Below are 21,722 nucleotides of genomic sequence, written 5' to 3'. Positions count from 1 at the left end.
TCAGTAGGAGCGGGCCGGGCGCGAGGGGCGGCCGCCGGAGCGGTGCCCCTCGCTGGAGCCGCGGTAGCCACCGGTGCGACGCTCGCCGCCACCGGAGCGATCCCGATCGCCGTAGGAGCGCTCGCCCGAGGGGCGGTCTCCGTACGAACGGTCGCGGTCACCCGAGGGGCGGCCGCCGGAACGATCCCGATCGCCGTAGGAGCGCTCGCCCGAGGGGCGGTCTCCGTACGTGCGCTCGCGGTCGCCGGAGGGACGACGGGGGCCACCGCGGTAGCCGCCGGGACGCTCACCGGAGGGACGACGCCCGCCCGCACCGCCGGCCGGACGGCGCGACTCGCGCACCGGACGGACGATCGGCTCGACGAACGTGCCACCGGCGACGAGGTCGGCGATCGCAGCGTCGCCCGGACGGATCCGGGTGACCTGCGGGTCGACCTTGGCCTGGCGGAAGCGGCGCTTGGACTGCCCCACCTGGTCGGGCAGCAGCAGGGAGACCACGACACCCGCGGCACCGGCGCGCGCGGTGCGGCCGGAGCGGTGCAGGTAGGTCTTGTGGTCTGCCGGCGGGTCGTAGTGCAGGACCAGCGAGACGTCGTCGACGTGGATGCCACGCGCGGCGACGTCAGTGGCCACCAGCACCGGGCTGCGGGCGTCGGTGAACGCCTCCAGGGCCCGGCGGCGGGCCGCCTGCGGCAGCCCACCGTGGATGGGCTCGGCGGCGATGCCGACGTGCTTCAGGTTGTCGGCCAGCCGGTCGGCGCCGTGCTGGGTGCGCACGAAGATGATGATCCGACCCGGACGGGCGGCCATCGCCTCGGTGACCTTCAGCTTGTCCGGGAAGGACACGCTGTAGGCCAGGTGCTCGGCCTTGGGGCCGCTGTCCTCGGCCTTGACGACCTCGTGCCGGGCCGGGTCCTTGAGGTACCGGCGGACCAGGGTGTCGACCTCGCCGTCCAGCGTGGCCGAGAAGAGCAGCCGCTGACCGTCGGTGCGGGTCTGGTCGAGGAGCTCCTTGACCACCGGGAGGAAGCCGAGGTCGGACATGAAGTCCGCCTCGTCGATCACCGAGACGACGACCTCGGACAGCGTGGTCTCGCCCTGGTTGATCAGGTCCTGCAGCCGGCCGGGGGTGGCGATGAGCACGTCCACGCCGCGGCGGAGCTGCTGGATCTGGCGGTACATCGAGGCGCCGCCGTAGACGGCGGCCAGCTGGACGCCGATCGACTGGCCGAGGGGGGCCAGGTTGTCGTGCACCTGCTGGGCCAGCTCGCGGGTCGGGACCAGGATGAGCCCGCGCGGTGCGCGGCGTCCCTGACCCGGCTCGGCACCGAGACGGGAGAGCAGCGGCAGGCCGAAGGCCAGCGTCTTGCCCGAGCCGGTGGCGGCCTTGCCGAGCACGTCGCGCCCGGCGAGGGCGTCCGGCAGGGCGGAGGTCTGGATGGCGAACGGGTGGCGGATGCCCTTGCGCTCGAGCGCGGTGACCAGCGGCTGGGGCAGGCCCAGCTGGGCGAAGGTCGGGCCGGTGGGCTCGGGAGCGACCTCGACCGCGGGGGTCTCGGCTGCGGGCGTCTCGAGGACGGCCACAGCCGCGGCGTCCTGGGTGTTCTGGGTGTTCTGGGTGTCGACAGAGTCGAACGAGGACAAGCGGGGACTCCGATACAGATCGGTGCGCGTCCCGTGGTGATGCTGATCGCCGGGGGTCCGGCGTCCACACTGGTGATCGCGGCCGTCTTCTGTGACGCGTGATCTGCACGGATGCGCTGTGCCCGGACAGGACCGTCCGGGAGGATGACCGGCACGCGCCGGCACGATCAGGTTAGCAGCGCAGCGCCCGGATTGATTCCCGCAGCCGGGTGACCCTCCTCCCCGGGGTGCCTCAGCCGCCCGCGCGCAGGTGGTCGTAGGCCGGGCGGACCACCTCGGTGGTGATCCGGGCGCGCACCGCGTCGTCGGCGAACCCGGCGCGCAACGCCCGCTCGGTCACCGCCTGCACGTCGTCCCAGCCCCAGCCGAAGGTGTCCACCACCGCGGTCAGCTCACTGCTCGCCGAGACCCCGCTCATCAGCCGGTTGTCGGTGTTGAGCGTCACCGCGAAGCCGGCCCGGTGCAGCCGGTCGACCGGGTGCTCGGCCAGCGACGGGTAGGCGCCGGTCTGCACGTTGGACGACGGCGCGACCTCCAGCGCGATCTGCTCCGCGCGCACCCGCTCCGCGACCGGCCCGAGCGGGCCGCCGTCGGGCACCTCGTCGGCGATCCGCACCCCGTGGCCCAGCCGCTCGGCGCCGGCGCCGTCCAGCGCGGCGACGATCGAGCCGATGCCGGCGGCCTCCCCGGCGTGCACGGTGCGGTGCGCTCCGGCGCGGTCCAGGACGGCGATCGCCTCCGGGATGCGGTCCGGCGGGAAGCCGTCCTCGGGGCCGGCCAGGTCGAAGCCGACCACGCCGGCGCCGGCGAACCGGACCACCTGCTCGGCGACCTCCACCCACCGGTCGGCCTGGCGCATCGCGCACAGCAGGGTGCCGACGACGATCGGCGTCCCGGCCGACGCGGCCTCCCGGCTGCCCTGGGCGTAGCCGTCGAGCATCGCCTCGACCACCGCCTGCAGCGCCGTCCCCTGCTCGGTGAGCAGCTCCGGCGCCATCCGCACCTCGGCGTAGACGACACCGTCGGCGGCCAGGTCGAGGGCGGCCTCGCGGGCGACCCGGTGCACCGCCTCGGGCCGCTGCATCACCGCGACGGTGTGCGCGAAGGTCTCCAGGTAGCGCGGCAGCGACCCGGAGTCCGCGGCCTGCCGGAACCAGCGGCCCAGCGTCGCGGGCTCGTCCGCCGGGAGGTCGCGGTAGCCGGCCTCGTCGGCCAGCTCCAGCACCGTCTGCGGCCGCAGCCCGCCGTCCAGGTGGTCGTGCAGCAGCACCTTCGGCGCGCGGGCGAGGTTCTCGGCGTTCAGCTCGGCAGGCACGCCGGAAACGCTACCGGTGCTCTCGGTACCGGGAGCACCGGCTCAGCGGCTCTCGCGGTCCTGCCAGCGGAAGGTGCGCACGCACAGCACCAGCCCGACGGCGCACCAGATGCCCAGCACCAGCGCGACCCGCCCGAGCTCCCACGTGCCGGCCGGTTCGGCGGCGGCGAGCGCGTCGGGCAGGAACACCGAGCGCAGGCCCTGCGCCATCCACTTGAGCGGGAAGACCGCGGCGATCGTCTGCAGCCAGGTGGGCACCTCGCTGAACTGGAAGAACACCCCGGAGATGAACTGCAGCACCAGCGCGATCGGGGTGACCGTGGCCGACGCCGACCGGCCGTTGCGGGCCAGGCTGGAGACCGCGATGCCCAGCAGCGTGCAGGCCGCCGAGCCGAGCCCGGCGACCCAGAGGAAGGTCAGCCAGTCCGCACCCGAGGGCAGCCCGACGTCGTAGAACGCGACCCCGATGACCAGCAGGATCGCCACGATCGCCACGGTGACGACGAGGACCTGCACCACCTTGCCGACGAAGTAGGCGCTCTTGGGCATCGGGGTGCCCGCCAGGCCCTTGAGCGTGCCGTCGGAGCGCTCGGTGGCGATGCTGATCGCCATGTTCTGCAGGCTGGCGCCGAGGATGCCTGCGGCGATCACCCCGGCCATGAAGTACTGGGTGAAGCTGACCCCCGCGCCGAGGTCGTAGTCGAGCACCGCCCCGAAGACGAGCAGCAGGATCACCGGGAACATCAGCGTGAAGACGACGGACTCGCGCTGCCGGAAGAACTCCTTGAGCTCCACCCCGGCCCGCGTGCGGCACACCGCGCCGACCGACGGCAGGGCCCGCTCACGGGTGGCGGTCACTGGCCCTCTCCGATCATCCGCAGGTAGACGTCCTCGAGCGTGGGCCGGGCGACGGCCAGGTCCGGCACCTCGCCGGGGAACCGGGCGGCGAGCCCGGCGACGAACGCCGTCGGTGTGGCGGTCTCGGCCACCCGGCGGGCGCCGCCCTCGGTCCAGCTGACGACGGCGGGGGCGGTGCCCCGCCCGCCGAGCTCGGCGGGGACGGCGACCTCGGCCAGCCGGCCGCGGGCGATCACGCCGACCCGGTCGGCCAGCTCCTCGGCCTCGTCCAGGTAGTGGGTGGTGAGCAGCATCGTGGTGCCGAGGTCGCGGAGCGAGCGGATCAGCGACCAGAACTGCCGGCGGGCCTCCGGGTCGAAGCCGGTGGTCGGCTCGTCCAGGAACAGCAACCGGGGGCGGCCGACGATGCCGAGCGCGACGTCGAGCCGGCGGCGCTGGCCGCCGGAGAGGGTGCGGCCCCGGGAGCCGGCCTTCTCGGTGAGGCCGACCAGCTCGAGGACCTCGTCGGCGTCGCGGGGGTCGGCGTAGTAGGACGCCTGGGCGCGCAGCAGCTCCCGGCAGGTCAGCTGGCTGTCGCCCGCGCCGGACTGCAGCACGATGCCCAGGTCGGCCTTCCAGGCCCGCCCCCCGGCCGCCGGGTCGACGCCGAGCACGCGGACCTCGCCGCCGTCGCGCCGGCGGTAGCCCTCCAGCACCTCGACGGTGGTGGTCTTGCCGGCGCCGTTGGGGCCGAGCAGCGCGAAGATCTCCCCGCGCCGGATGTCCAGGTCCAGTCCGTCCACGGCCGTGCGCTCGCCGTAGCGCTTGACCAGGCCGCGCACCGAGATGGCGGCATCGGGGTCCAGCGGCGTGCCCGGGGCGACGGCCGCGCCCGCGCCGGTGGTGGGGAGCGAGTCCTGCTGCACGAGGCGACAGTGTCCTCCACGCACCTGTGGCCCCCTCGCAGGGCCCCGCCGCGAGCTCGCGAGCGGTGGGGGGCGAGGGGGTCCTTCTAGATGCGCTCGATGAGCAGCGGGAGCGGCCGGTCGTCGGTGTCGACGCCGACGGCGCCCTCCAGCGCCTCCAGGGCGCGCGGGATCCGGGCGGCGTCGTCGGTCTGCAGCTCCAGCAGCGGCTGCCCGGCGGTCACCTGCTCCCCCACGCCCGCGTGCCAGACGACGCCGGCCGCGGCCGACACCGGGTCCTCCTTGCGGGCCCGCCCGGCACCCAGGCGCCAGGCGGCGACCCCGAGGGCGTAGGCGTCCAGCCGGGTGAGGGTGCCGGTCGCCGGTGCGGTCACCACGTGCCGCTCGGCGGGCTGCGGCAGAGCAGCGTCCGGGTCGCCGCCCTGGGCGGAGATCATCCGGCGCCAGGCGTCCATCGCCCGGCCGTCGGCGAGCGCGTCGGCGGGGTCGACGTCGTCGCGCCCGACCCCGGCGAGCATCTCCCGGGCCAGCGCCAGGGTCAGCTCGACGACGTCGGCCGGCCCGCCCCCGGCGAGCACCTCCACCGACTCGGCGACCTCGACGGCGTTGCCGGCCGAGCGGCCCAGCGGCCGGTCCATGGCGGTGACCAGGGCGACGGTGCGCACCCCGGCTGCCTCGCCGAGGCCGACCATGGTGCGGGCCAGGGTGCGGGCGTCGTCGGGGTCGCGCATGAACGCACCCGAGCCGGTCTTCACGTCGAGCACCAGCGCGTCCGCGCCCTCGGCGATCTTCTTGCTCATGATCGAGCTGGCGATCAGCGGGATCGACTCGACGGTGCCGGTGACGTCACGCAGCGCGTAGAGCACCTTGTCTGCCGGCGCGAGGTCGGCGCCGGCGGCGCAGATCACCGCGCCGACATCGCGCAGCTGCTGCACGTACTCGGCGTCGGTGAGCGAGGCCCGCCAGCCGGGGACCGACTCCAGCTTGTCCAGCGTGCCCCCGGTGTGGCCCAGCCCGCGGCCGGACAGCTGCGGCACGGCCACCCCGCAGGCGGCCACGAGCGGCGCCAGCGGCAGGGTGATCTTGTCGCCGACGCCGCCGGTGGAGTGCTTGTCGGCGGTCGGCCGCCCCAGCGAGGAGAGGTCCTTGCGGACGCCGGAGTCGATCATCGCCTGCGTCCACGCGGCGAGCTCGTCGCCGGACATCCCCCGGAAGAACACCGCCATGAGCAGCGCGCTCATCTGCTCGTCGGGCACCACCCCGTCGGTGTAGGCGCGGATGACCCAGCGGATCTGGTCCGCCGTCAGCGGCCGGCCGTCGCGCTTGGCCCGGATGACGTCGATCGCGTCGAAGGGCTGGGTCATCGGGAGGCCGCCTTCACCAGGTCGTCCGGGCCGAACGCGTCGGGCAGCACCTCGCTCATCGGCACGATGCCCAGCGACACCGTCTCGATCAGCATGTCCCGCCCGCCGTGCTCCCACAGCAGCTGCCGGCAGCGCCCGCAGGGCATCAGCGGCTGCCCGTCGCCGCCCACGCAGGCGACCGCGACCAGCCGGCCGCCGCCGGAGCGGGCCAGGTCGCTGACCATCCCGCACTCGGCGCACAGCCCCAGGCCGTAGGAGGCGTTCTCCACGTTGCAGCCGGTGACCACCCGGCCGTCGTCGACCAGCCCGGCCACCCCCACGGGGAACTGCGAGTAGGGCGCGTAGGCGTGGGTCATCGCCTCCCGCGCCGCGGCGCGCAGCGCATCCCAGTCGACGTCCATCAGTGCTCTCCTCGTCGGTAGACCAGCCCGTCGGCCCTGGGCATCCGCAGCCGCTGCGAGGCCAGCGAGAGCACCAGCAGCGTGGTCAGGTGCGGGGTGAAGGAGACGATCCCCTCGGGCAGCTCGTCGATGGTCAGGAAGCCGGCCAGCGCCGCGGCACCGAACGCCGCCGCGATCACCGCCTGCACGTACCGGCGCCGGGTGGCCTGCCAGATCGCCACCCCGACCAGCAGCACGGCGATGAGCAGCAGCAGCGCGACGACGGCGGTCGGGCTGCGCAGCTGGAGCGCGTCGGAGAACCCGAACAGCCCCGCACCCGCGGCCAGCCCGCCGGGCCGCCAGTTGCCGAAGATCAGCGCGGCCAGGCCGATGAAGCCGCGGCCGCCGGTCTGGCCCTCGCGGTAGATGTTGGCGACGAACACCAGGAAGACGCCACCGAGCCCGGCGAGCGCGCCGGAGATGATCACGGCGGTGTACTTGAGCCGGTAGACCGGCACGCCGAGGGAGTCCGCGGCCGCCGGGTTCTCCCCGCAGGAGCGCAGCCGCAGCCCGAACGCCGTGCGCCACAGCAGCAGGTAGGTGGCCGGCACCAGCAGCACGGCGAGCACGGTCAGCACCCCCACGCCGCTGGTGAACCCGCGCAGGACGCCGGCCAGGTCCGAGACCAGGAACCAGTGCCGGCTCTCCAGGTCACCCAGCAGGTCCGGCCCGGAGGAGAGCACCGGCAGCGAGAAGCTCGGCGGGCGGCTGGACAGCGCGGGCGACTGGGTCACCCCACCGCCGGCCGGGTTGTCGCTGTAGAGCAGCTCGGAGAGGAACCGGACGACGCCGCCGGCCAGGATGTTGATCGCCACGCCGGAGACCACGTGGTCGACCCCGAAGGTGACCGTCGCGACGGCGTGCAGCAGACCGCCGGCGGCGCCGAAGACCGCGCCGCCGATCAGCGCACCGGCCCAGCCCCACTGGTATCCGGCCCAGCCGGCCCCCCAGGTGCCGAGGATCATCATGCCCTCGAGGCCGATGTTGACCACGCCGGCCCGCTCGGAGAACAGACCGCCGAGCGCGACCAGCCCCAGCGGGACGGCGAGCAGCAGCGCGGCGGCGAACGTCGAGGACGAGGTGAGCGCCTGCTCACCGGAGACGACCCGGACCGCCGAGACGAGCACCAGCAGCCCGACCAGCAGCCAGGTGATCCGCCGGGCCCGGCCGCCGCCCAGCAGCAGCTCGGTCACCGGCCCGCGCCCCGACGTCCTCGCGGTGGTTGCGGCGGTGCTCACAGGGTCCCTCCTCGGGTGCCGTCGGCAGCGCCGCTGCGCACGCCCGGGCCGGTGCCGGTCCCGATGGCGGAGCCGGGGTCCGGCGGCGGGCCGCCAGGCCCCTGCCCGCCGTCGGTGCTGCCGTCGCCGCTGGTCGGCGGGGCCGCCTGGCTGCCGCCGCGCTCGGCCTGGCGCCGGGAGATCCGGCGGGCGATCTCGTTCGCGACGACGACGGCGAGCACGATCGTGCCCTGGATGATCGTGACCACCGAGGCGGGGATGCCCTCGAACTGCAGCGGGATCGCGGCGCGGTCGAGGAAGCCGAACAGCAGCGCACCCAGGGCGATGCCGATCGGGTTGTTGCGCCCCAGCAGCGCCACCGCGATGCCGAGGAAGCCCAGCCCGGTGGTGAACTCCGTGCCGTAGTGGTGGGAGCTGCCCAGCAGGTCGGGCAGGCCGATGAGCCCGGCCACCGCGCCGGAGATGAGCATCGTCTTGAGCACCATGCCGCGCGCGTCGACGCCGCTGGCGGTGGCCGCCGACGCCGACATGCCGGTGGCGCGCAGGTCGAAGCCGAACCGGGTGCGCCGCACCAGCACCGCGATGACGATCCCGGCGACGGCCGCCACCAGCAGGAAGCCGTACAGCTCCGACCGCGGTTGCGCCAGCCCCAGCGCCCCGAAGACGCCGTTGAGCCCGGGGAACCACCCGGACTCGGGGATCTCCGCGGTGGTGATGATCGACGCGCCCGGCTCGCTGCCCCGCAGCGGCCCGGTGAGCAGGTAGGACGCCAGCCCGAGCGCGATGAAGTTCAGCATGATCGAGCTGATCACCTCGCTCACGCCCCGGGTGACCTTCAGGACGGCGACGATCCCCGCCCAGAAGGCGCCCACCAGCATGGCGACGACGATGATCAGCAGCACGTGCAGCGGGGCCGGCAGCGCGACGGCGGCGCCGGCCGCGGCGGACAGGATGGTGGCGAGCCGGTACTGGCCCTCCACCCCGATGTTGAACAGCCCCATCCGGAAGGCGACGGAGACGGCGAGGCCGGCCAGGAACAGCGGCACGGCCCGGTTGAGGATGACCACCATCGCCTGGGTCTGCTGAGACGGGCTGTCGCCGAAGTCGAGCATGACCTCGAGCGCGCTGAGCGGGTTCTCCCCGATCAGGACGATGACCAGCGCGGAGATGACCAGCGCGACGACGATGGCCAGCACCGGCGCCAGCAGCGCGGTGCCCAGGCGGCGCAGCGTGCTCACGCGGCACCCACCGAGGTGTCGGCGGCGCCGGTCATGTGGCTCCCGAGCTCCTCCGGGGTCAGGCGCGCCGGGTCCAGCGAGGCGACCAGGCGCCCGCGGAGCATGACGTGCAGCGTGTCCGACAGGCCGATGAGCTCGTCGAGGTCCGCCGAGACCAGCACGATCCCCATCCCCTCCGCGCGGGCGTCCTTGAGCAGTTCCCAGATGACCGACTGGGCGCCGACGTCGACGCCGCGGGTCGGGTGGGCGGCGATGAGCAGCCGCGGCCGGGCGCTCATCTCCCGCCCGACGATCAGCTTCTGCTGGTTGCCGCCGGACAGCGCCATGGCGGCGGTGTCCGGACCGGGCGCCCGGACGTCGTACTCGCGCATGATCCGGGCGGTGTCGGCGCGGGCGCCCTTCCGGTCGATGAAGGGGCCCTTCACCGCGGGCGGGCGGGTCTGGTGGCCGAGGATCCGGTTCTCCCAGAGCGGCGCCTCCAGCAGCATGCCCTGCCGGTGCCGGTCCTCCGGGATGAAGCCCAGCCCCTGCTCGCGCCGCTGCCGGGTGGACCAGGCGGTGATGTCGTCGGCGCCGAGCAGGACCGTGCCGGCGGTGAGCGGCCGCAGCCCCATGATCGCGTCGACGAGCTCGGCCTGGCCGTTGCCCTCGACGCCGGCGATGCCCACGACCTCCCCCTCACGGACGGTGAGCGAGACGTCGTCCACCGCCGGGCGCCCGCCCGGCGTGGCGACGGTGATCCCGCGCAGCTGCAGCACCGGGGTCTCCCGCACGGTCGAGTCGCGCCGCTGGGCGGTGGGCAGCTCGGCGCCGACCATCAGCTCCGCGAGCTGCTTGGCCGTCGTCGTCCGCGGGTCGGCCTCGCCGACGGTGGTCCCCCGGCGGATCACGGTGATCGCGTCGGCGACCTTCCGGACCTCGTCCAGCTTGTGCGAGATGAAGATGACGGTGAGGCCCTCGCGCTTGAGCTCGGCGAGGTTGCCGAACAGCTCGTCGACCTCCTGCGGCACCAGGACGGCGGTCGGCTCGTCCAGGATCAGCGTGCGGGCGCCGCGGTAGAGCACCTTGGCGATCTCCACCCGCTGCCGGTCACCGACGCCGAGGTCCTCGACCATGGTGTCGGGGTCGAGACCGAGCGCATAGGCGTCGGAGATCTCCCGGATCCGGCGCCGGGCCTCCGTGCGGTCCAGCCGGCCGCCCTTGGTGGGCTCGCTCCCCAGGACGACGTTCTCCAGCACGGTGAAGTTGTCGGCCAGCATGAAGTGCTGGTGGACCATGCCGATCCCGGCGGCGATCGCATCGGCCGGGCTGCGGAAGGTGACCGGGCGGCCGTCGACGAGGATCTCCCCCTCGTCCGGGCGGTGCATGCCGTACAGGGTCTTCATCAGCGTCGACTTGCCGGCGCCGTTCTCGCCCACGATGGCGTGCACCTCGCCGCGGCGGACGCGCAGCTGGATGTCGGAGTTGGCCACCACGCCGGGGAAGCGCTTGGTGATGCCGCGGAGCTCGACCGCGAGCGGTGCCGACTCGGTCAACGGGAACTCCTCGGGGGACCGGCGTGGTGGCGCAGGGACGTACCCGGCCGCAGGTCTTGCGGCCGGGAGGTGGTTCTCAGGCGTCGTCGTCCGACGCGGAGACGGTACACACGGAAAACGGCGGGCTCGGGGGCGTGTACCGCCCCCGAGCCCGCCGCCGCCCGTGCTGCTCAGGCCGCACGCGTCACGGGGTGGTGGGCACCGTGATCTCGCCGTCGACGATCTGCTGGCGGTAGTCCTCGACGACGTCGGAGATGTCGTCGATGTAGCCACCCGAGGTGGACAGGCCGACGCCGTCGGACTCCAGGTCGTAGACCTCGTTGGTGCCGCCCTCGACCTCGCCCTCGGCGAAGCTGAGGATGAACTCCTGCACGGCGTTGTCGACCCGCTTGAGCATCGAGGTCATGATCACGGCCTGCTGCTCGGGGGAGGCCAGCTGCCACTGGTCGGAGTCGACGCCGATCGCGCGCTTGCCGGCCTCGACGGCCGCCTGGAAGACGCCCTCACCCGAGCCACCGGCGGCGTGGAAGACGATGTCCGCGCCGTTCTGGTAGAAGCCCTGGGCCACGCTGTAGCCGCGGTCCGGGGCGCCGAAGCCGCTGAAGTCACCGGCCGGCGACAGGTACTGGCTGTCGATCTGGATGTCCGGGTTGACCGCGCGGGCCCCGGCCTCGTAGCCGGCCTGGAACTTCTCGATCAGCGGGCTCTGCACGCCGCCGACGAAGCCGATGTGGTCGGTCTCGGTCTTCGACGCCGCGGCCACGCCGGCCAGGAAGGCGCCCTGCTCCTCGGCGAACACCAGGCCGGTGACGTTGTCACCCTTGGCGCCGTCCTCGTTGGAGCCGTCGACCTGGGCGAACGTGACGTCCGGGAAGTCCGCGGCCACCTCGCCGATGATCTCGTCGTAGTTGAAGCCGACGGCGATCACCGGGTCGTAGCCCTGCTCGGCCAGCTGGGTGAGCAGCTCCCCCCGGTTGGAGGCGTCGTCGTTCGGCGAGAGCGTCTGGACGTTCTCCTCCATCGACAGGCCGAGCTCCTCGACGGCGGCCTCGACCCCGGCGTAGGCGGAGTCGTTGAACGACTTGTCGCCCCGGCCACCGGTGTCGAACGCGAGGCCGATCATGAGCTCGTCGTCGCCGCTCCCGCCCGAGCCGCCGTCGCTCTCGTCGCTGGCGCAGGCCGCCAGGGCCATGCTGCCGGCCAGCAGCAGTGCCGTGGCCTGGATGCCGGCCTTCATCCCACGCACTCGGCGCAAGACGGTCTCCTCTCTCATGGGCCCGGCCGATCTGATCGGCGGACCCCGGTGCCTGGTGGTGTTCCGTGCTCCGCCGCCGGCCCCGACCCGGTGACCGGGCGGGGCGACGACGCCCCCGGCACGCTAACTCCGGGTGACGCGGGTGCGGCCGCCAGGCAGCGGATAGAGATGGGATCGTTGCCTACGGGCAACACCGGGCACACACCCGGCGGTCGCGGTGAGACGGCGCCCACAGCGGGACCCGCCGCCCGGCCGGGTTAGCGTGCCCGTCATGCGCCACCCGACGTCCCCGGCCCGGCTGCGCGCCGGCGCCGCCGTCCGGTCCGCCGCCGTCCACGCCCTGGTCACGGCCACGGTCGCGGTCGCGGTGCTCGGCACGGCCGGTTCCCCCGCCCACGCCGAGACCGCCCGGCCCACCGTCGACCCGACCGCCCCCACGCCGACCGCGCCGTACGCCGCCGGCCCGCCGCAGGGCAGCGCCGCCGACGGCAGCACCGTGGGTGGGGAGGGGCTGGACACCCGCGGGGTGGTCACCGCCGAGGGCGCCCCGCCGCTGCCGGAGGGGATCGACGCGCACGGCTGGCTGGTGGCCGACGCCGGCACCGGTCAGGTGCTGGGCGCCCGCGACCCGCACGGCCGCTACTACCCGGCGAGCACGATCAAGACGCTGACCCTGCTCACCCTGGCGCCGCAGCTGGACCCGGCGCAGGTCGTGGTCGCCACCGTCGAGGACGAGGCGATCGAGGGCAGCCGGGTGGGGCTGGTGCGCGACGGGCAGTACACCGTCGACCTGCTGTTCCGGGCGCTGGTCATGCAGTCGGGCAACGACGCGGCCAACGCCCTGGCCCGCGTCGCCGGGGGCGTGGCGCCCACGGTCGCGGCGATGAACGCCACCGCCGCCCGGCTGGGGGCCTCGGACACCGTCGTGGGGACGCCCTCCGGGCTCGACGTCGCCGGCCAGTCGTCGTCCCCCTACGACCTGGCGCTGTTCATGCGCGAGCTGGTCGCCGACCCCTACACCCTCGACGTGCTGCAGACCCGGATCGCGCAGATGCCCCCGGCGCCCGGGTACGAGGGGTTCCAGATCCAGTCGCAGAACGGGCTGCTGTCGGACTACCCGGGGACGCTGGGCGGCAAGACCGGGTTCACCGACGCCGCGCGGCACACCTTCGTGGCCGCGGCCGAGCGCGACGGCCGCCGCCTGGTGGTGAGCCTCATGCAGGCCGAGCGCCGCCCGGTGCACGAGCAGGAGCAGGCGACCCGGCTGCTGGACTGGGGCTTCGCCACCCCGGCCACGGTCGAGGCTCCCGGCCGGCTGGTCGACCCGGACGAGCCCGAGCCGACGGCGGCCCCGACCTCGGCCCGGGCCACCCGGCCGGCGTCAGCGGCCCGGCCCGCCGCGGCTCCGGAGGTCACCGCCGCCCCGGCCCAGGAGCAGGGCAGCCCGCTGCTGCCCGTCGCCCTGGCCGTCGCGGCGGTCCTGGTGGTGCTCGCCACCGTCGTCGGCCGCCGCCGGGCCCGGCGTCCGGTCAGCCGGCCCGGCGGTCCCGGCGACGGCGGGCCAGCAGCCGGGCCCCCAGCGCCCCCGCCAGGGCACCGGCCCCCAGCAGCCCGACCGCGGTCCGCACCGGGGACACCGCCGGACGCACCGGCGGGGACGCCACCGCCGGACCACCCGGACGCTCCGGGGCCACAGGCGCCGGGTCCGGTGCGCTGAGGCCCGGCCGCACGTGGCCGGCGGCGATCCGGTCCGCCTCGATCGACGGGATCGTCGCGGTCCACGCGGCGGTGTAGAAGGCGAACCGGAAGACCACGTTCAGCCAGACGATCAGGCCGACGATCCCGCCGAACGTCTGCGCGGTCACGTTCCCGCCGATGACCGCCAGGTAGATGGTGCCGGCCAGCTTGAGCAGCTCGAAGCCGACCGCCCCGAACACCGCGCCGGGCAGCAGCCGACGCCAGCCGAACGGGTTGTCCGGCACGCCCCGCAGCAGCCACAGGAAGACCAGGGTGTCGCCGAGCAGGGCCAGCAGGACGGCCACCACCGCGGTGACCAGCCCGAAGCCCGGCACGGTGTCCAGGCCCAGCAGGTCCAGCAGCCGGGTGGAGGCCGACGTCGCACTGGTGGTCAGCGCGATGCTCAGCGCCCCGGCCACCCCGAACCCCAGCAGGCCGGCGACGTCCCTGACCCGGTCGGTGAGGAAGTCCGGCGGGTCCGGCTGCCCGCGCCAGACGACGTCCATGCCCACCCGGATCTTGTCCATCGCGCGCAGCCCGATGACCAGGAAGCCCAGCAGGCCGACGAGGCCGAAGGTGGTGGCGCTGTCGATCGCCGCGGCGGCCTGGTCGGCGAGGTCGGCGCCGGTCGAGCCGGGCACCGCGTCCCGGATGCCGGAGACCAGCCGCTCCTCCAGCAGCGGGTTGCCGCGCAGCACCAGCCCGGCGACGGCGGCGACCAGCAGCAGCACCGGGAACAGGGCGAGGAAGACGTAGTAGGTGACCCCGGAGGCGAGCAGGTCGGCCTGCACCCGGTTGTAGTGACCGCCGGCGTGCACCAGGTGGTCCAGCCACCCCCACCGGTCGCGCCCCCGGCGCAGCAGGCGGCGGGCCGCGGCGACCAGCCGGGTGACGGGATTGCCCGGACCGTCGGCGCGGTCGGGCGTCGTCCGGGGCGCGGTCACCGGACCGAGTGTGCGGTCTGACGATCTGCCGCGCGCGTCGACCGGCGGGCTCCCGGCCCGGTCGCGCCGCAGGTCAGCGCGGTGTGCCGGTGAGCGGGTACTCGCGGGCGACGGCCCAGGCGCCGTCGGGGAGCTGCTCGAACTCGGTGAACGAGGTCACCCGGAACTCCGCGTGCACCTCCGCCAGACCGGCGTGCGCCAGGTCCAGCATCTCGCCCGGCACGTCGTGCGCAACCGTCACGTGCGGGTGGTACGGGAACGCCAGCGGCCGGGCCAGCGGACCGGTGCGGACGTCGGTGGCGATCAGCTCGCAGTCGGCGATGCCCCGCTCGACGGCGACGAAGACGACCTCCGAGACCGGCCGGAACGTGCCGGTGCCCGACAGGCGCATGTCGAACGGCGGGTGGGAGGCCGCGACCTGCGCCAGGTGGGCGCTGATCGCCGGTCGGTCACCCACCGCGACCTCGGTGGGCGGCAGCAGGGTGACGTGCGGCGGCACCAGGCTGGCCTGCGGGTCCCCGCACTTGCCCCGCCACTCGACCAGCAGCTGCGCCCACGGCTCCGGGATCGACACCACCACGCCCAGCACGGCGGTGTCGGCCGGCACCTCGCGCTCCGCCGAGGGGCGGTGCACGAACGTGTCGTCGGCGCGCAGCGGTCGGTCGGTCACGCCGGCGTGCCCCCGACCGGGGCCAGGAAGCCCACCCGCTCGTAGACGGTGGCCAGGGTGGGGGCCGCGACCTCGCGGGCACGCGCAGCGCCGGCGGCCAGGACGCGCTCCAGCTCGGCGGTGTCGGCCAGCAGCTCGGCGGTGCGCTGCTGCACCGGGGCGAACGCCTCGGTGACCACGTCGGCGAGCTCCTTCTTCAGGTCGCCGTAGCCGCGACCGGCGAAGTGCTCCTCCAGCTGGGCCACGCTCTGCCCGGACAGCGCCGAGTGGATGGCCAGCAGGTTGGTCACGCCCGGCTTCTCCACCGGGTCGGCGACGACCTCGCGGCCGGTGTCGGTGACCGCCGAGCGGATCTTCTTCGCCGTCGCCTTCGGGTCGTCGAGCAGGTTCACGCAGCCGGCCGGCGGCAGGCTCTTGCTCATCTTCTTGTCCGGCGACTGCAGGTCCAGCACCTTCGCCGCACCCGGCGGCACGTAGGCCTCCGGCAGCGCGAACGTGTCGCCGTACCGGCCGTTGAACCGGGTGGCCAGGTCGCGGGTGAGCTCCAGGTGCTGCCGCTGGTCCTCGCCGACCGGCACCCGGGCGGCCTGGTAGAGCAGGATGTCGGCGGCCTGCAGCACCGGGTAGGTGAACAGCCCGACCGACGTCGCCCCGGCGCCCTCGCGGGTGCTCTTGTCCTTGAACTGGGTCATCCGGCTGGCCTCGCCGAACCCGGTCAGGCACTGCAGCACCCAGGCGAGCTGGGCGTGCTCGGGCACGTGGCTCTGCACGAACAGCGTGCTGCGCTCCGGGTCGACGCCGAGGGCGACCAGCTGCGCGGCGGAGACCAGCGTGCGCCGGCGCAGCACCGCCGGGTCGGGCTGCTCCATGGTGATCGCGTGCAGGTCGACGACGCAGTAGAAGGCGTCGTGGTCGTCCTGGAGCGCCACCCACTGCCGCAGCGCACCCAGGTAGTTGCCGAGGTGGAACGAGTCAGCCGTCGGCTGGATGCCGGACAGCACGCGGGGAGCAGGCACGTCCCTCATCGAACCACGCGCCCCGGTGGTCTCCGGTCAGGTGTCCGCGCCCGCGACCCCGGCGCTGGTCAGGACGGCGTCCAGCGCGCCGAGGAAGACGTCGTCCTCCTCCGGGGTCCCGACCGTCACCCGGAGCCCCTCGCCGGCGAACGGCCGGGTGATCACCGCCCGCCCCTCCAGGGCGGCGGCGACCTCGGCGGTGCGCTCACCCAGCGGCAGCCAGACGAAGTTGGCCTGGCTGTCGGCGACCGGCAGGCCCCGCTCCCGCAGCGCCGCGGTCAGCCGGTCGCGCTCGGCGACGACGGCGGCGCACCGCTGCCGCACCTCGTCCTCCGCGGAGAGGGCGGCCACCGCCGCGGCCTGGGCGAGGCTGGAGACGCTGAAGGGCACGTGGGTGCGGCGCACCGCGTCGGTGACGGCCGGGTCCTCGGCCAGCAGGTAGCCCACCCGCAGCCCGGCCAGCCCCCACGCCTTGGAGAAGGTGCGCAGCACGGCCACGTTGGGCCGCCCGCGCATCAGCTCGACCCCGTCGGGGACGTCGGCGTCGGTGACGAACTCGCGGTAGGCCTCGTCCAGCACCACCAGCGCCGTCTCGGGCACGGCGTCGAGGAACCGCTCCAGCTCGGCCCGGCGCACCGCCGTCCCGGTGGGGTTGTTCGGGTTGCAGACGAACACCAGCCGGGTGGTCTCGTCGATCGCCGCGGCGAGGGCGTCCAGGTCGTGGGTGTCGGCGGCGCCGCCCGGCGTGCCGGGGACCAGCGGCACCTGCCGGGCACGGGCGCCGGCCACCTGGGCCAGCAGCGGGTACATCTCGAACGACCGCCAGGCGAACGCGATGCCGGTGCCCGGGTCGTTGTAGGCCTGGGTCAGCTGCTGCAGCACGGTGACCGCGCCGCAGCCGGTGGCCACCTGGCCGGGGGTGACGCCGTACCGCTCCGCCAGCGCCGCGGTGAGCACCGTCGCGCCGTTGTCGGGGTAGCGGTTGCACTCCCCCGCCGTCGCCGCGATGGCCTGGACGACGGCGGGCAGCGGCGGGAAGGCCACCTCGTTGCTGGCCAGCTTCACCGCGCGCGGGACCCCGATCTCGCGGGCCAGGTCAGCGGGGTTGCGGCCGGGCCGGTAGGCCGGCATCGCGGCCACCGCGGGACGTGCGCTGACCACGGGACTCCTCCTCGTACCGGTGCGGGCGCCGCACCTGTCCAGGCTTCCCGGCGTGCGCGTGTCTAGGCTCCCGGGCATGCGCGTTCTCGTCACCGGCGGAGCCGGGTACATCGGCAGCGTAGTCACCGCTGCGCTGCTGGCCGAGGGGCACGAGGTCACGGTGCTCGACGACCTCTCCACCGGGCACCGGGACGCCGTCCCCGACGGCGCCCGTCTGGTGCAGGCGTCGCTGCACGACTCCGCCCCGGTGCTCGCCGAGGTGCGCCCGGAGGCGGTGCTGCACTTCGCCGCCAAGAGCCTGGTCGGGGAGAGCCAGCAGGCGCCGGAGCGGTACTGGGAGAACAACGTCGGCGGCTCGCTCGCGCTGCTGGAGGCGATGCGCGCCGCGGACTGCCGCCGGATCGTCTTCTCCTCCACCGCGGCCACCTACGGGGAGCCCGACGAGGTGCCGATCCCGGAGACCGCGCCCACCCGGCCGACCAACACCTACGGCGCCAGCAAGCTGGCCGTCGACGCGATGCTGACCAGCTACGCGGTGGCGTACGACTTCGCCGCGGTGAGCCTGCGCTACTTCAACGTCGGCGGCGCCGCGTACGGCCGGGGCGAGCGGCACGCCACGGAGACGCACCTCATCCCGATCGCGCTGCAGGTCGCCGCCGGCTCCCGCGAGGCGCTCACCGTCTACGGCGACGACTACCCGACGCCCGACGGCACCTGCATCCGCGACTACGTCCACGTCGAGGACCTCGCCGCCGCGCACCTGCTCGCCCTCCCCGCGCCGGCGCCCGGCGAGCACCGGGTCTACAACCTGGGCAGCGGCAGCGGCTTCTCCGTGCAGGAGATGGTCGACGCCGTCCGCGAGGTGACCGGGCACCCCCTGCCGGTGGTCGTGGGCCCCCGCCGCGCCGGCGACCCGGCCCGCCTGGTGGCCAGCTCCGCCCGCATCCACGACGACCTGGGCTGGCAGCCGGTGCACACCGACCTGCGGGAGATCGTCGGCGACGCCTGGGCCTTCGTGCAGCAGCAGCGCTAGCGGGCGTCGGACTCGGCGGCGGCGTCCTCGGCGTCGTCCGGTTCGGGTGCGGGGCTGACCTCGATGCGCGCGATCCGCCGTCCGTCCAGCTCCAGCACGGTGAGCTGGCGGCCCTCGACGTCGACGACGTCGCCCACCACCGGCAGCCGGCCCAGCGCCGCCAGCAGGTAGCCGGCGGCCGTCTCGTAGGGCCCCTCGGGCAGCTCGAGGCCGGTCGCCTCGGCGAAGTCGTCGAGGTTCAGCAGCCCGTCGAGCTCCTGCGGGCCGCCGGTCGGCTCGTCCTCCTCCGCGGCGACGTCGGCGTCGTACTCGTCGTAGATGTCCCCGATGACCTCCTCGATGAGGTCCTCCAGGGTGACGATGCCGTCGGTGCCGCCGTACTCGTCGACGACGATCGCGAAGTGCCGGTTCTCCCGGCGCATCTCCGACATCGCGTTGAGCACCTTCGCCGTGCCGGGCAGCTGCTTGACCTCCCGGGCCAGGTCGGCCACGGTCGCCGCCCGCCCGGCGGGGTGGTTGGGCAGGAACAGGTCGCGGACGTGCACGAAACCGACGACGTCGTCCTCCCCCCGGCCGATCACCGGGTAGCGGGACCAGTTGGAGTCGGCGACCTGCTTGGCCGCCCGGCTCGCGGTGGTCGACCCGTCCAGGAAGTGCACCTCGGTCCGCGGGGTCATCACCTCGCGCACCTCCCGGTCGCCGGCGCGGAACACCTCGTCGATCAGCCGCCGCTCGTCGCTGGAGAGCGACTCGTGCGCCGCGACCAGGTCGCGCAGCTCCTCCTGGCTGATCGACTCCCCGCTCACCTTCGGGTCGCCGCCGAGCAGCCGGACGAGCAGGTCGGTGCTCTTCGACAGCAGCCAGATCACCGGCCGGAAGAGCTTGGCGATGGCGTTCAGCGGCGCGGCGACGACCAGGGAGAACCCCTCGGCCCGCTGGAGGGCCAACCGCTTGGGGGTCAGCTCACCGACGACCAGCGACAGGTAGCTGATCGCGATGGTGACCAGCACGAAGGCCAGCGGCTCGGCCACGCTGGCCCGCACGCCCCGATCGACCAGGAGGTCACCGAGCGGCCCGGACAGGGTGCTGGCCCCGAAGGCGGCGGAGAAGAAGCCGGCCAGGGTGACCCCGACCTGCACCGCGGCGAGGAAGCGGTTCGGGTCGCCGAGCAGCTTGTTCAGCGCCTGCCCGCGGCGGCCGGTGTCGGCCAGCGCACGGACCTGCGACTCCCGGAGGGAGACCAGGGCGATCTCGGCTCCCGAGAACGCACCGCCGATCAGGACGAAGCCGACGACCATGACGATGTTGAGCCAGACGTCGCTCACGAGCGGCGTGTTCCTCCGTATGCAGTGCTCGGCAGTGCTCTGCCGGCGTCAGCGGACCACGGTAGTGGCCGGACCCGTGACGGGTCCTCCCGAGAACCCGCTCTCCTCCCCCGGGTGTTCCGGACGACGACACGCTGGTGACTCTCCGTCTCCGTCTACCCTCGACCGGGTGATGTCCGCGATCTGCTGCTGAGGACGAGCCGTGCCCTCCCACCCGTCCCGCCCGTCCACGCTCCGGCGCCTGGACGCCGCGCTGTCCCGCCCGCTCAGCTGGCGTGGCCGGCCGCTCTGGGCGCCGCTGATGCTGGCCGCCGTCCTGGTGCTGCTCGCCGCCACCGTGACCGTCGTGCACGGCGTGGTGCGCACCCACCTCGCCGAGACCGCCGCCGGGGGTCCGCAGCCCCGCCCGCCGGCAGCCGGCGCCGCACCGGCCGAGGCGGTCACCGAGACCGCCGCCCCGGGCAGCACCGCCCCGGACAGCACCGCCCCGAGCAGCAACGCACCGCTGAGCCCGGCTCCGGAGAGCCCCGCGCCCGAGACCGTCGCGGCCGGGACCTCCGCAGTCGAGGCCGCCGCGCCGCCGGCCGCCGAGTCCACGCCGGCCCCCGAGCCCGAGGCGCCGGCCTCCCCGGCGTCGGCTCCCGCCCCGGCGCCGGCACCCGACCCGGCCCCGGTGGCCGCGGCGGCCGCCGGGTCGAGCACCGAGCAGCAGGTGCTGGACCTGGTCAACGCCGAGCGCGCAGCGGCCGGCTGCCCGGCGGTCGCGGCCGATCCAGGCCTCGCCGGTGTCGCCCGCGCCCACAGCGAGGACATGCGCGACCGCGGGTTCTTCTCCCACGTCGACCCCGACGGTCGTGACCCGTTCGCCCGGGCCCGGGCCGCCGGGATCCAGCACGCGCGAGCGGAGAACATCGCCTACGGCCAGCCGGACGCCGCCGCGGTCATGACCGCCTGGATGAACAGCCCCGGCCACCGGGCGAACATCCTCGACTGCCAGCTGGGCACCCTCGGCGTCGGCGTGGCCCAGGGGCCCGGCGGCCCCTGGTGGACCCAGTTGTTCGGCGCCTGAGCGCTCTCGCCCGCCCACCGGGAAGGGCTGACTGCCGAGATCGGGCTGAGCGCTGTCTCCCACGCAGGATGACCGCGCTCCGCCCGAGGTGATCACGCCAGCGCGTCCGCCAGCCGGGCGAGCAGCAGGACCGGACGGCGCAGGTCGACGGCGGTCACGAACAGCACCCGCCAGCCGGCCGCGGCGAGTGCGGTGAGGCGCTGGCGGTCCCGGCCGAACTGGCCCGGCTCGGCGTGCCAGGCGCCGTCGTACTCCAGCGCGACCCGTCGCTCGGGCCAGGCGAAGTCGACCCGGGCCACGAACCGGCCCGCCACGCGGACCTCGAACTGGGACACCGGTGCGGGCAGCCCGTGCGCCGCCAGGAAGAGCCGCAGCCGGGTCTCCTGCGGCGACTCGGCCCGCCCGTCGGCCGCCGCCACGGCTCGGCGGGCGCGAGCGACGCCGCGGCACGTGGGCAGCGCGGCGACGGCGGCGCGCACCGCGTCGAGCTGCACCGCGCCGGCGTGCACCAGCTGGTCGAGCAGCACCACGGCATCGTCCGGTGGCGCGAACCGGGCCACGTCGACGGCGGTGCGCAGCCCGGAGGTCCAGCGCAGGAACGGGCCCCGGGCGACGACGTCCCCCGCCAGCGGCGCGGTGCGCACCACGATCCCCGGCTGGGGGTCCCAACGGGTCCCAGGCCGCAGGGTCACCTCCACCGGGTCCCCGGGGCCGGCGGCACCGGGCACGCCCAGCAGGTCGGCCGCCGTCCGCCCGGCCAGGGCCGCGGCGCGGGGCATCACCAGCGCCACCCCGCGGGCGTGCAGCCGGTGGACGCAGGGCTCGGCAGCGTCGGCGTAGACGTCCGCGCGGAGGCGCCGCCACGCGCTGCTGCGCAGCTGCGCCTTCGTGAGCAGGCCCTGCTCGACCGCCCAGGTGCCGCGGAAGACCCGCCCTCGCAGCACGGGGGTGGGCGGTGCGGCGGCCGTGGCACGC

At 74.7% G+C, this 21,722-nt stretch carries 18 protein-coding genes and 1 pseudogene; 3 read left to right on the top strand and 16 right to left on the bottom strand.

Annotated elements, in window-relative coordinates:
* The 10 genes from ACI795_RS11960 to ACI795_RS11915 form a co-directional block, all read right to left on the bottom strand.
* Positions 1-1,644, bottom strand: a complete 1,644-nt coding sequence (locus tag ACI795_RS11960) for a DEAD/DEAH box helicase (RefSeq protein WP_457075721.1) — start codon at positions 1,642-1,644, stop codon at positions 1-3.
* A 232-nt stretch (positions 1,645-1,876) separates the two neighbouring features.
* Positions 1,877-2,959 (bottom strand): adenosine deaminase, encoded by a 1,083-nt coding sequence (locus ACI795_RS11955; protein WP_457075720.1) that lies wholly within the window; start codon positions 2,957-2,959, stop codon positions 1,877-1,879.
* Between the two features lie 42 nt (positions 2,960-3,001).
* Complete coding sequence (locus ACI795_RS11950; RefSeq protein ID WP_457075719.1) at positions 3,002-3,817, bottom strand: ABC transporter permease; 816 nt, start codon at positions 3,815-3,817, stop codon at positions 3,002-3,004.
* The gene (locus ACI795_RS11945; protein WP_457075718.1) at positions 3,814-4,722 is read right to left on the bottom strand and encodes an ABC transporter ATP-binding protein; all 909 of its coding nucleotides are present in this window, start codon (positions 4,720-4,722) and stop codon (positions 3,814-3,816) included. The genes ACI795_RS11950 and ACI795_RS11945 overlap by 4 nt, the downstream gene beginning before the upstream one ends.
* A gap of 86 nt (positions 4,723-4,808) precedes the next feature.
* The gene (locus ACI795_RS11940; RefSeq protein ID WP_457075717.1) at positions 4,809-6,086 is read right to left on the bottom strand and encodes a thymidine phosphorylase; all 1,278 of its coding nucleotides are present in this window, start codon (positions 6,084-6,086) and stop codon (positions 4,809-4,811) included.
* Positions 6,083-6,487: a cytidine deaminase gene (locus tag ACI795_RS11935; protein WP_457075716.1), complete on the bottom strand. Its 405-nt coding sequence runs from the start codon at positions 6,485-6,487 to the stop codon at positions 6,083-6,085. Before ACI795_RS11935 ends, ACI795_RS11940 begins: the two co-directional genes overlap by 4 nt.
* Positions 6,487-7,764: an ABC transporter permease gene (locus tag ACI795_RS11930; RefSeq protein WP_457075715.1), complete on the bottom strand. Its 1,278-nt coding sequence runs from the start codon at positions 7,762-7,764 to the stop codon at positions 6,487-6,489. Before ACI795_RS11930 ends, ACI795_RS11935 begins: the two co-directional genes overlap by 1 nt.
* Entirely contained in the window at positions 7,761-9,002 is a 1,242-nt protein-coding gene (locus ACI795_RS11925) for an ABC transporter permease (RefSeq protein ID WP_457075714.1), read from the bottom strand. Before ACI795_RS11925 ends, ACI795_RS11930 begins: the two co-directional genes overlap by 4 nt.
* Complete coding sequence (locus ACI795_RS11920; protein WP_457075713.1) at positions 8,999-10,537, bottom strand: ABC transporter ATP-binding protein; 1,539 nt, start codon at positions 10,535-10,537, stop codon at positions 8,999-9,001. The genes ACI795_RS11925 and ACI795_RS11920 overlap by 4 nt, the downstream gene beginning before the upstream one ends.
* 184 nt (positions 10,538-10,721) lie before the next feature.
* On the bottom strand, positions 10,722-11,783 hold the full coding sequence (locus ACI795_RS11915; RefSeq protein WP_457075757.1) for a BMP family lipoprotein: 1,062 nt from the start codon (positions 11,781-11,783) through the stop codon (positions 10,722-10,724).
* Between the two features lie 280 nt (positions 11,784-12,063).
* Between ACI795_RS11915 and ACI795_RS11910 the strand changes: the two genes are divergently transcribed.
* Complete coding sequence (locus ACI795_RS11910) at positions 12,064-13,509, top strand: D-alanyl-D-alanine carboxypeptidase family protein (RefSeq protein ID WP_457075712.1); 1,446 nt, start codon at positions 12,064-12,066, stop codon at positions 13,507-13,509.
* A 58-nt stretch (positions 13,510-13,567) separates the two neighbouring features.
* On the opposite strand, the pseudogene ACI795_RS11905 reads toward ACI795_RS11910, so the two are convergent.
* The 4 genes and pseudogenes from ACI795_RS11905 to hisC form a co-directional block, all read right to left on the bottom strand.
* A pseudogene (locus tag ACI795_RS11905) lies at positions 13,568-14,320 on the bottom strand (YihY/virulence factor BrkB family protein); the annotation flags it as partial.
* Between the two features lie 226 nt (positions 14,321-14,546).
* Positions 14,547-15,143, bottom strand: coding sequence for a 2'-5' RNA ligase family protein (locus ACI795_RS11900; protein WP_457075711.1), 597 nt, complete (start codon positions 15,141-15,143; stop codon positions 14,547-14,549).
* A complete protein-coding gene (gene trpS, locus ACI795_RS11895; protein WP_457075710.1) occupies positions 15,140-16,168 on the bottom strand; it encodes a tryptophan--tRNA ligase in 1,029 nt (342 codons plus the stop codon). The genes ACI795_RS11900 and trpS overlap by 4 nt, the downstream gene beginning before the upstream one ends.
* Positions 16,169-16,195: 27 nt before the next feature.
* On the bottom strand, positions 16,196-17,320 hold the full coding sequence (gene hisC, locus ACI795_RS11890; protein WP_457075709.1) for a histidinol-phosphate transaminase: 1,125 nt from the start codon (positions 17,318-17,320) through the stop codon (positions 16,196-16,198).
* Between the two features lie 76 nt (positions 17,321-17,396).
* Here hisC and galE point away from each other — a divergent pair, with 76 nt between their 5' ends.
* Positions 17,397-18,353 carry a UDP-glucose 4-epimerase GalE gene (gene galE, locus ACI795_RS11885; protein WP_457075708.1) on the top strand — a complete coding sequence of 319 codons (957 nt, stop codon included), beginning with the start codon at positions 17,397-17,399 and terminating at the stop codon, positions 18,351-18,353.
* On the opposite strand, the gene ACI795_RS11880 is transcribed toward galE, so the two are convergent.
* Positions 18,350-19,678, bottom strand: a complete 1,329-nt coding sequence (locus ACI795_RS11880) for a hemolysin family protein (protein ID WP_457075707.1) — start codon at positions 19,676-19,678, stop codon at positions 18,350-18,352. The two genes, galE and ACI795_RS11880, sit on opposite strands and share 4 nt — an antisense overlap.
* 202 nt (positions 19,679-19,880) lie before the next feature.
* On the opposite strand from ACI795_RS11880, the gene ACI795_RS11875 reads away from it, so the two are divergent.
* Positions 19,881-20,747, top strand: a complete 867-nt coding sequence (locus ACI795_RS11875; protein WP_457075706.1) for a CAP domain-containing protein — start codon at positions 19,881-19,883, stop codon at positions 20,745-20,747.
* A gap of 92 nt (positions 20,748-20,839) precedes the next feature.
* Here ACI795_RS11875 and ACI795_RS11870 read toward each other — a convergent pair whose 3' ends face one another.
* Positions 20,840-21,691, bottom strand: coding sequence for an endonuclease domain-containing protein (locus ACI795_RS11870; protein WP_457075705.1), 852 nt, complete (start codon positions 21,689-21,691; stop codon positions 20,840-20,842).
* Positions 21,692-21,722: the final 31 nt, after the last annotated feature.

The organism is Modestobacter sp. SYSU DS0290 (assembly GCF_054050955.1).
This window is presented reverse-complemented; position numbering and strand designations above follow the sequence as displayed.

What these genes read in the sequence shown, in the direction of transcription:
- ACI795_RS11940 (WP_457075717.1), bottom strand. Translation starts at nt 6,086, where the DNA reads ATGACCCAGCCCTTCGACGCGATCGACGTCATCCGGGCCAAGCGCGAC.
- galE (WP_457075708.1), top strand. Translation starts at nt 17,397, where the DNA reads ATGCGCGTTCTCGTCACCGGCGGAGCCGGGTACATCGGCAGCGTAGTC.
- trpS (WP_457075710.1), bottom strand. Translation starts at nt 16,168, where the DNA reads ATGAGGGACGTGCCTGCTCCCCGCGTGCTGTCCGGCATCCAGCCGACG.
- ACI795_RS11935 (WP_457075716.1), bottom strand. Translation starts at nt 6,487, where the DNA reads ATGGACGTCGACTGGGATGCGCTGCGCGCCGCGGCGCGGGAGGCGATG.
- ACI795_RS11910 (WP_457075712.1), top strand. Translation starts at nt 12,064, where the DNA reads ATGCGCCACCCGACGTCCCCGGCCCGGCTGCGCGCCGGCGCCGCCGTC.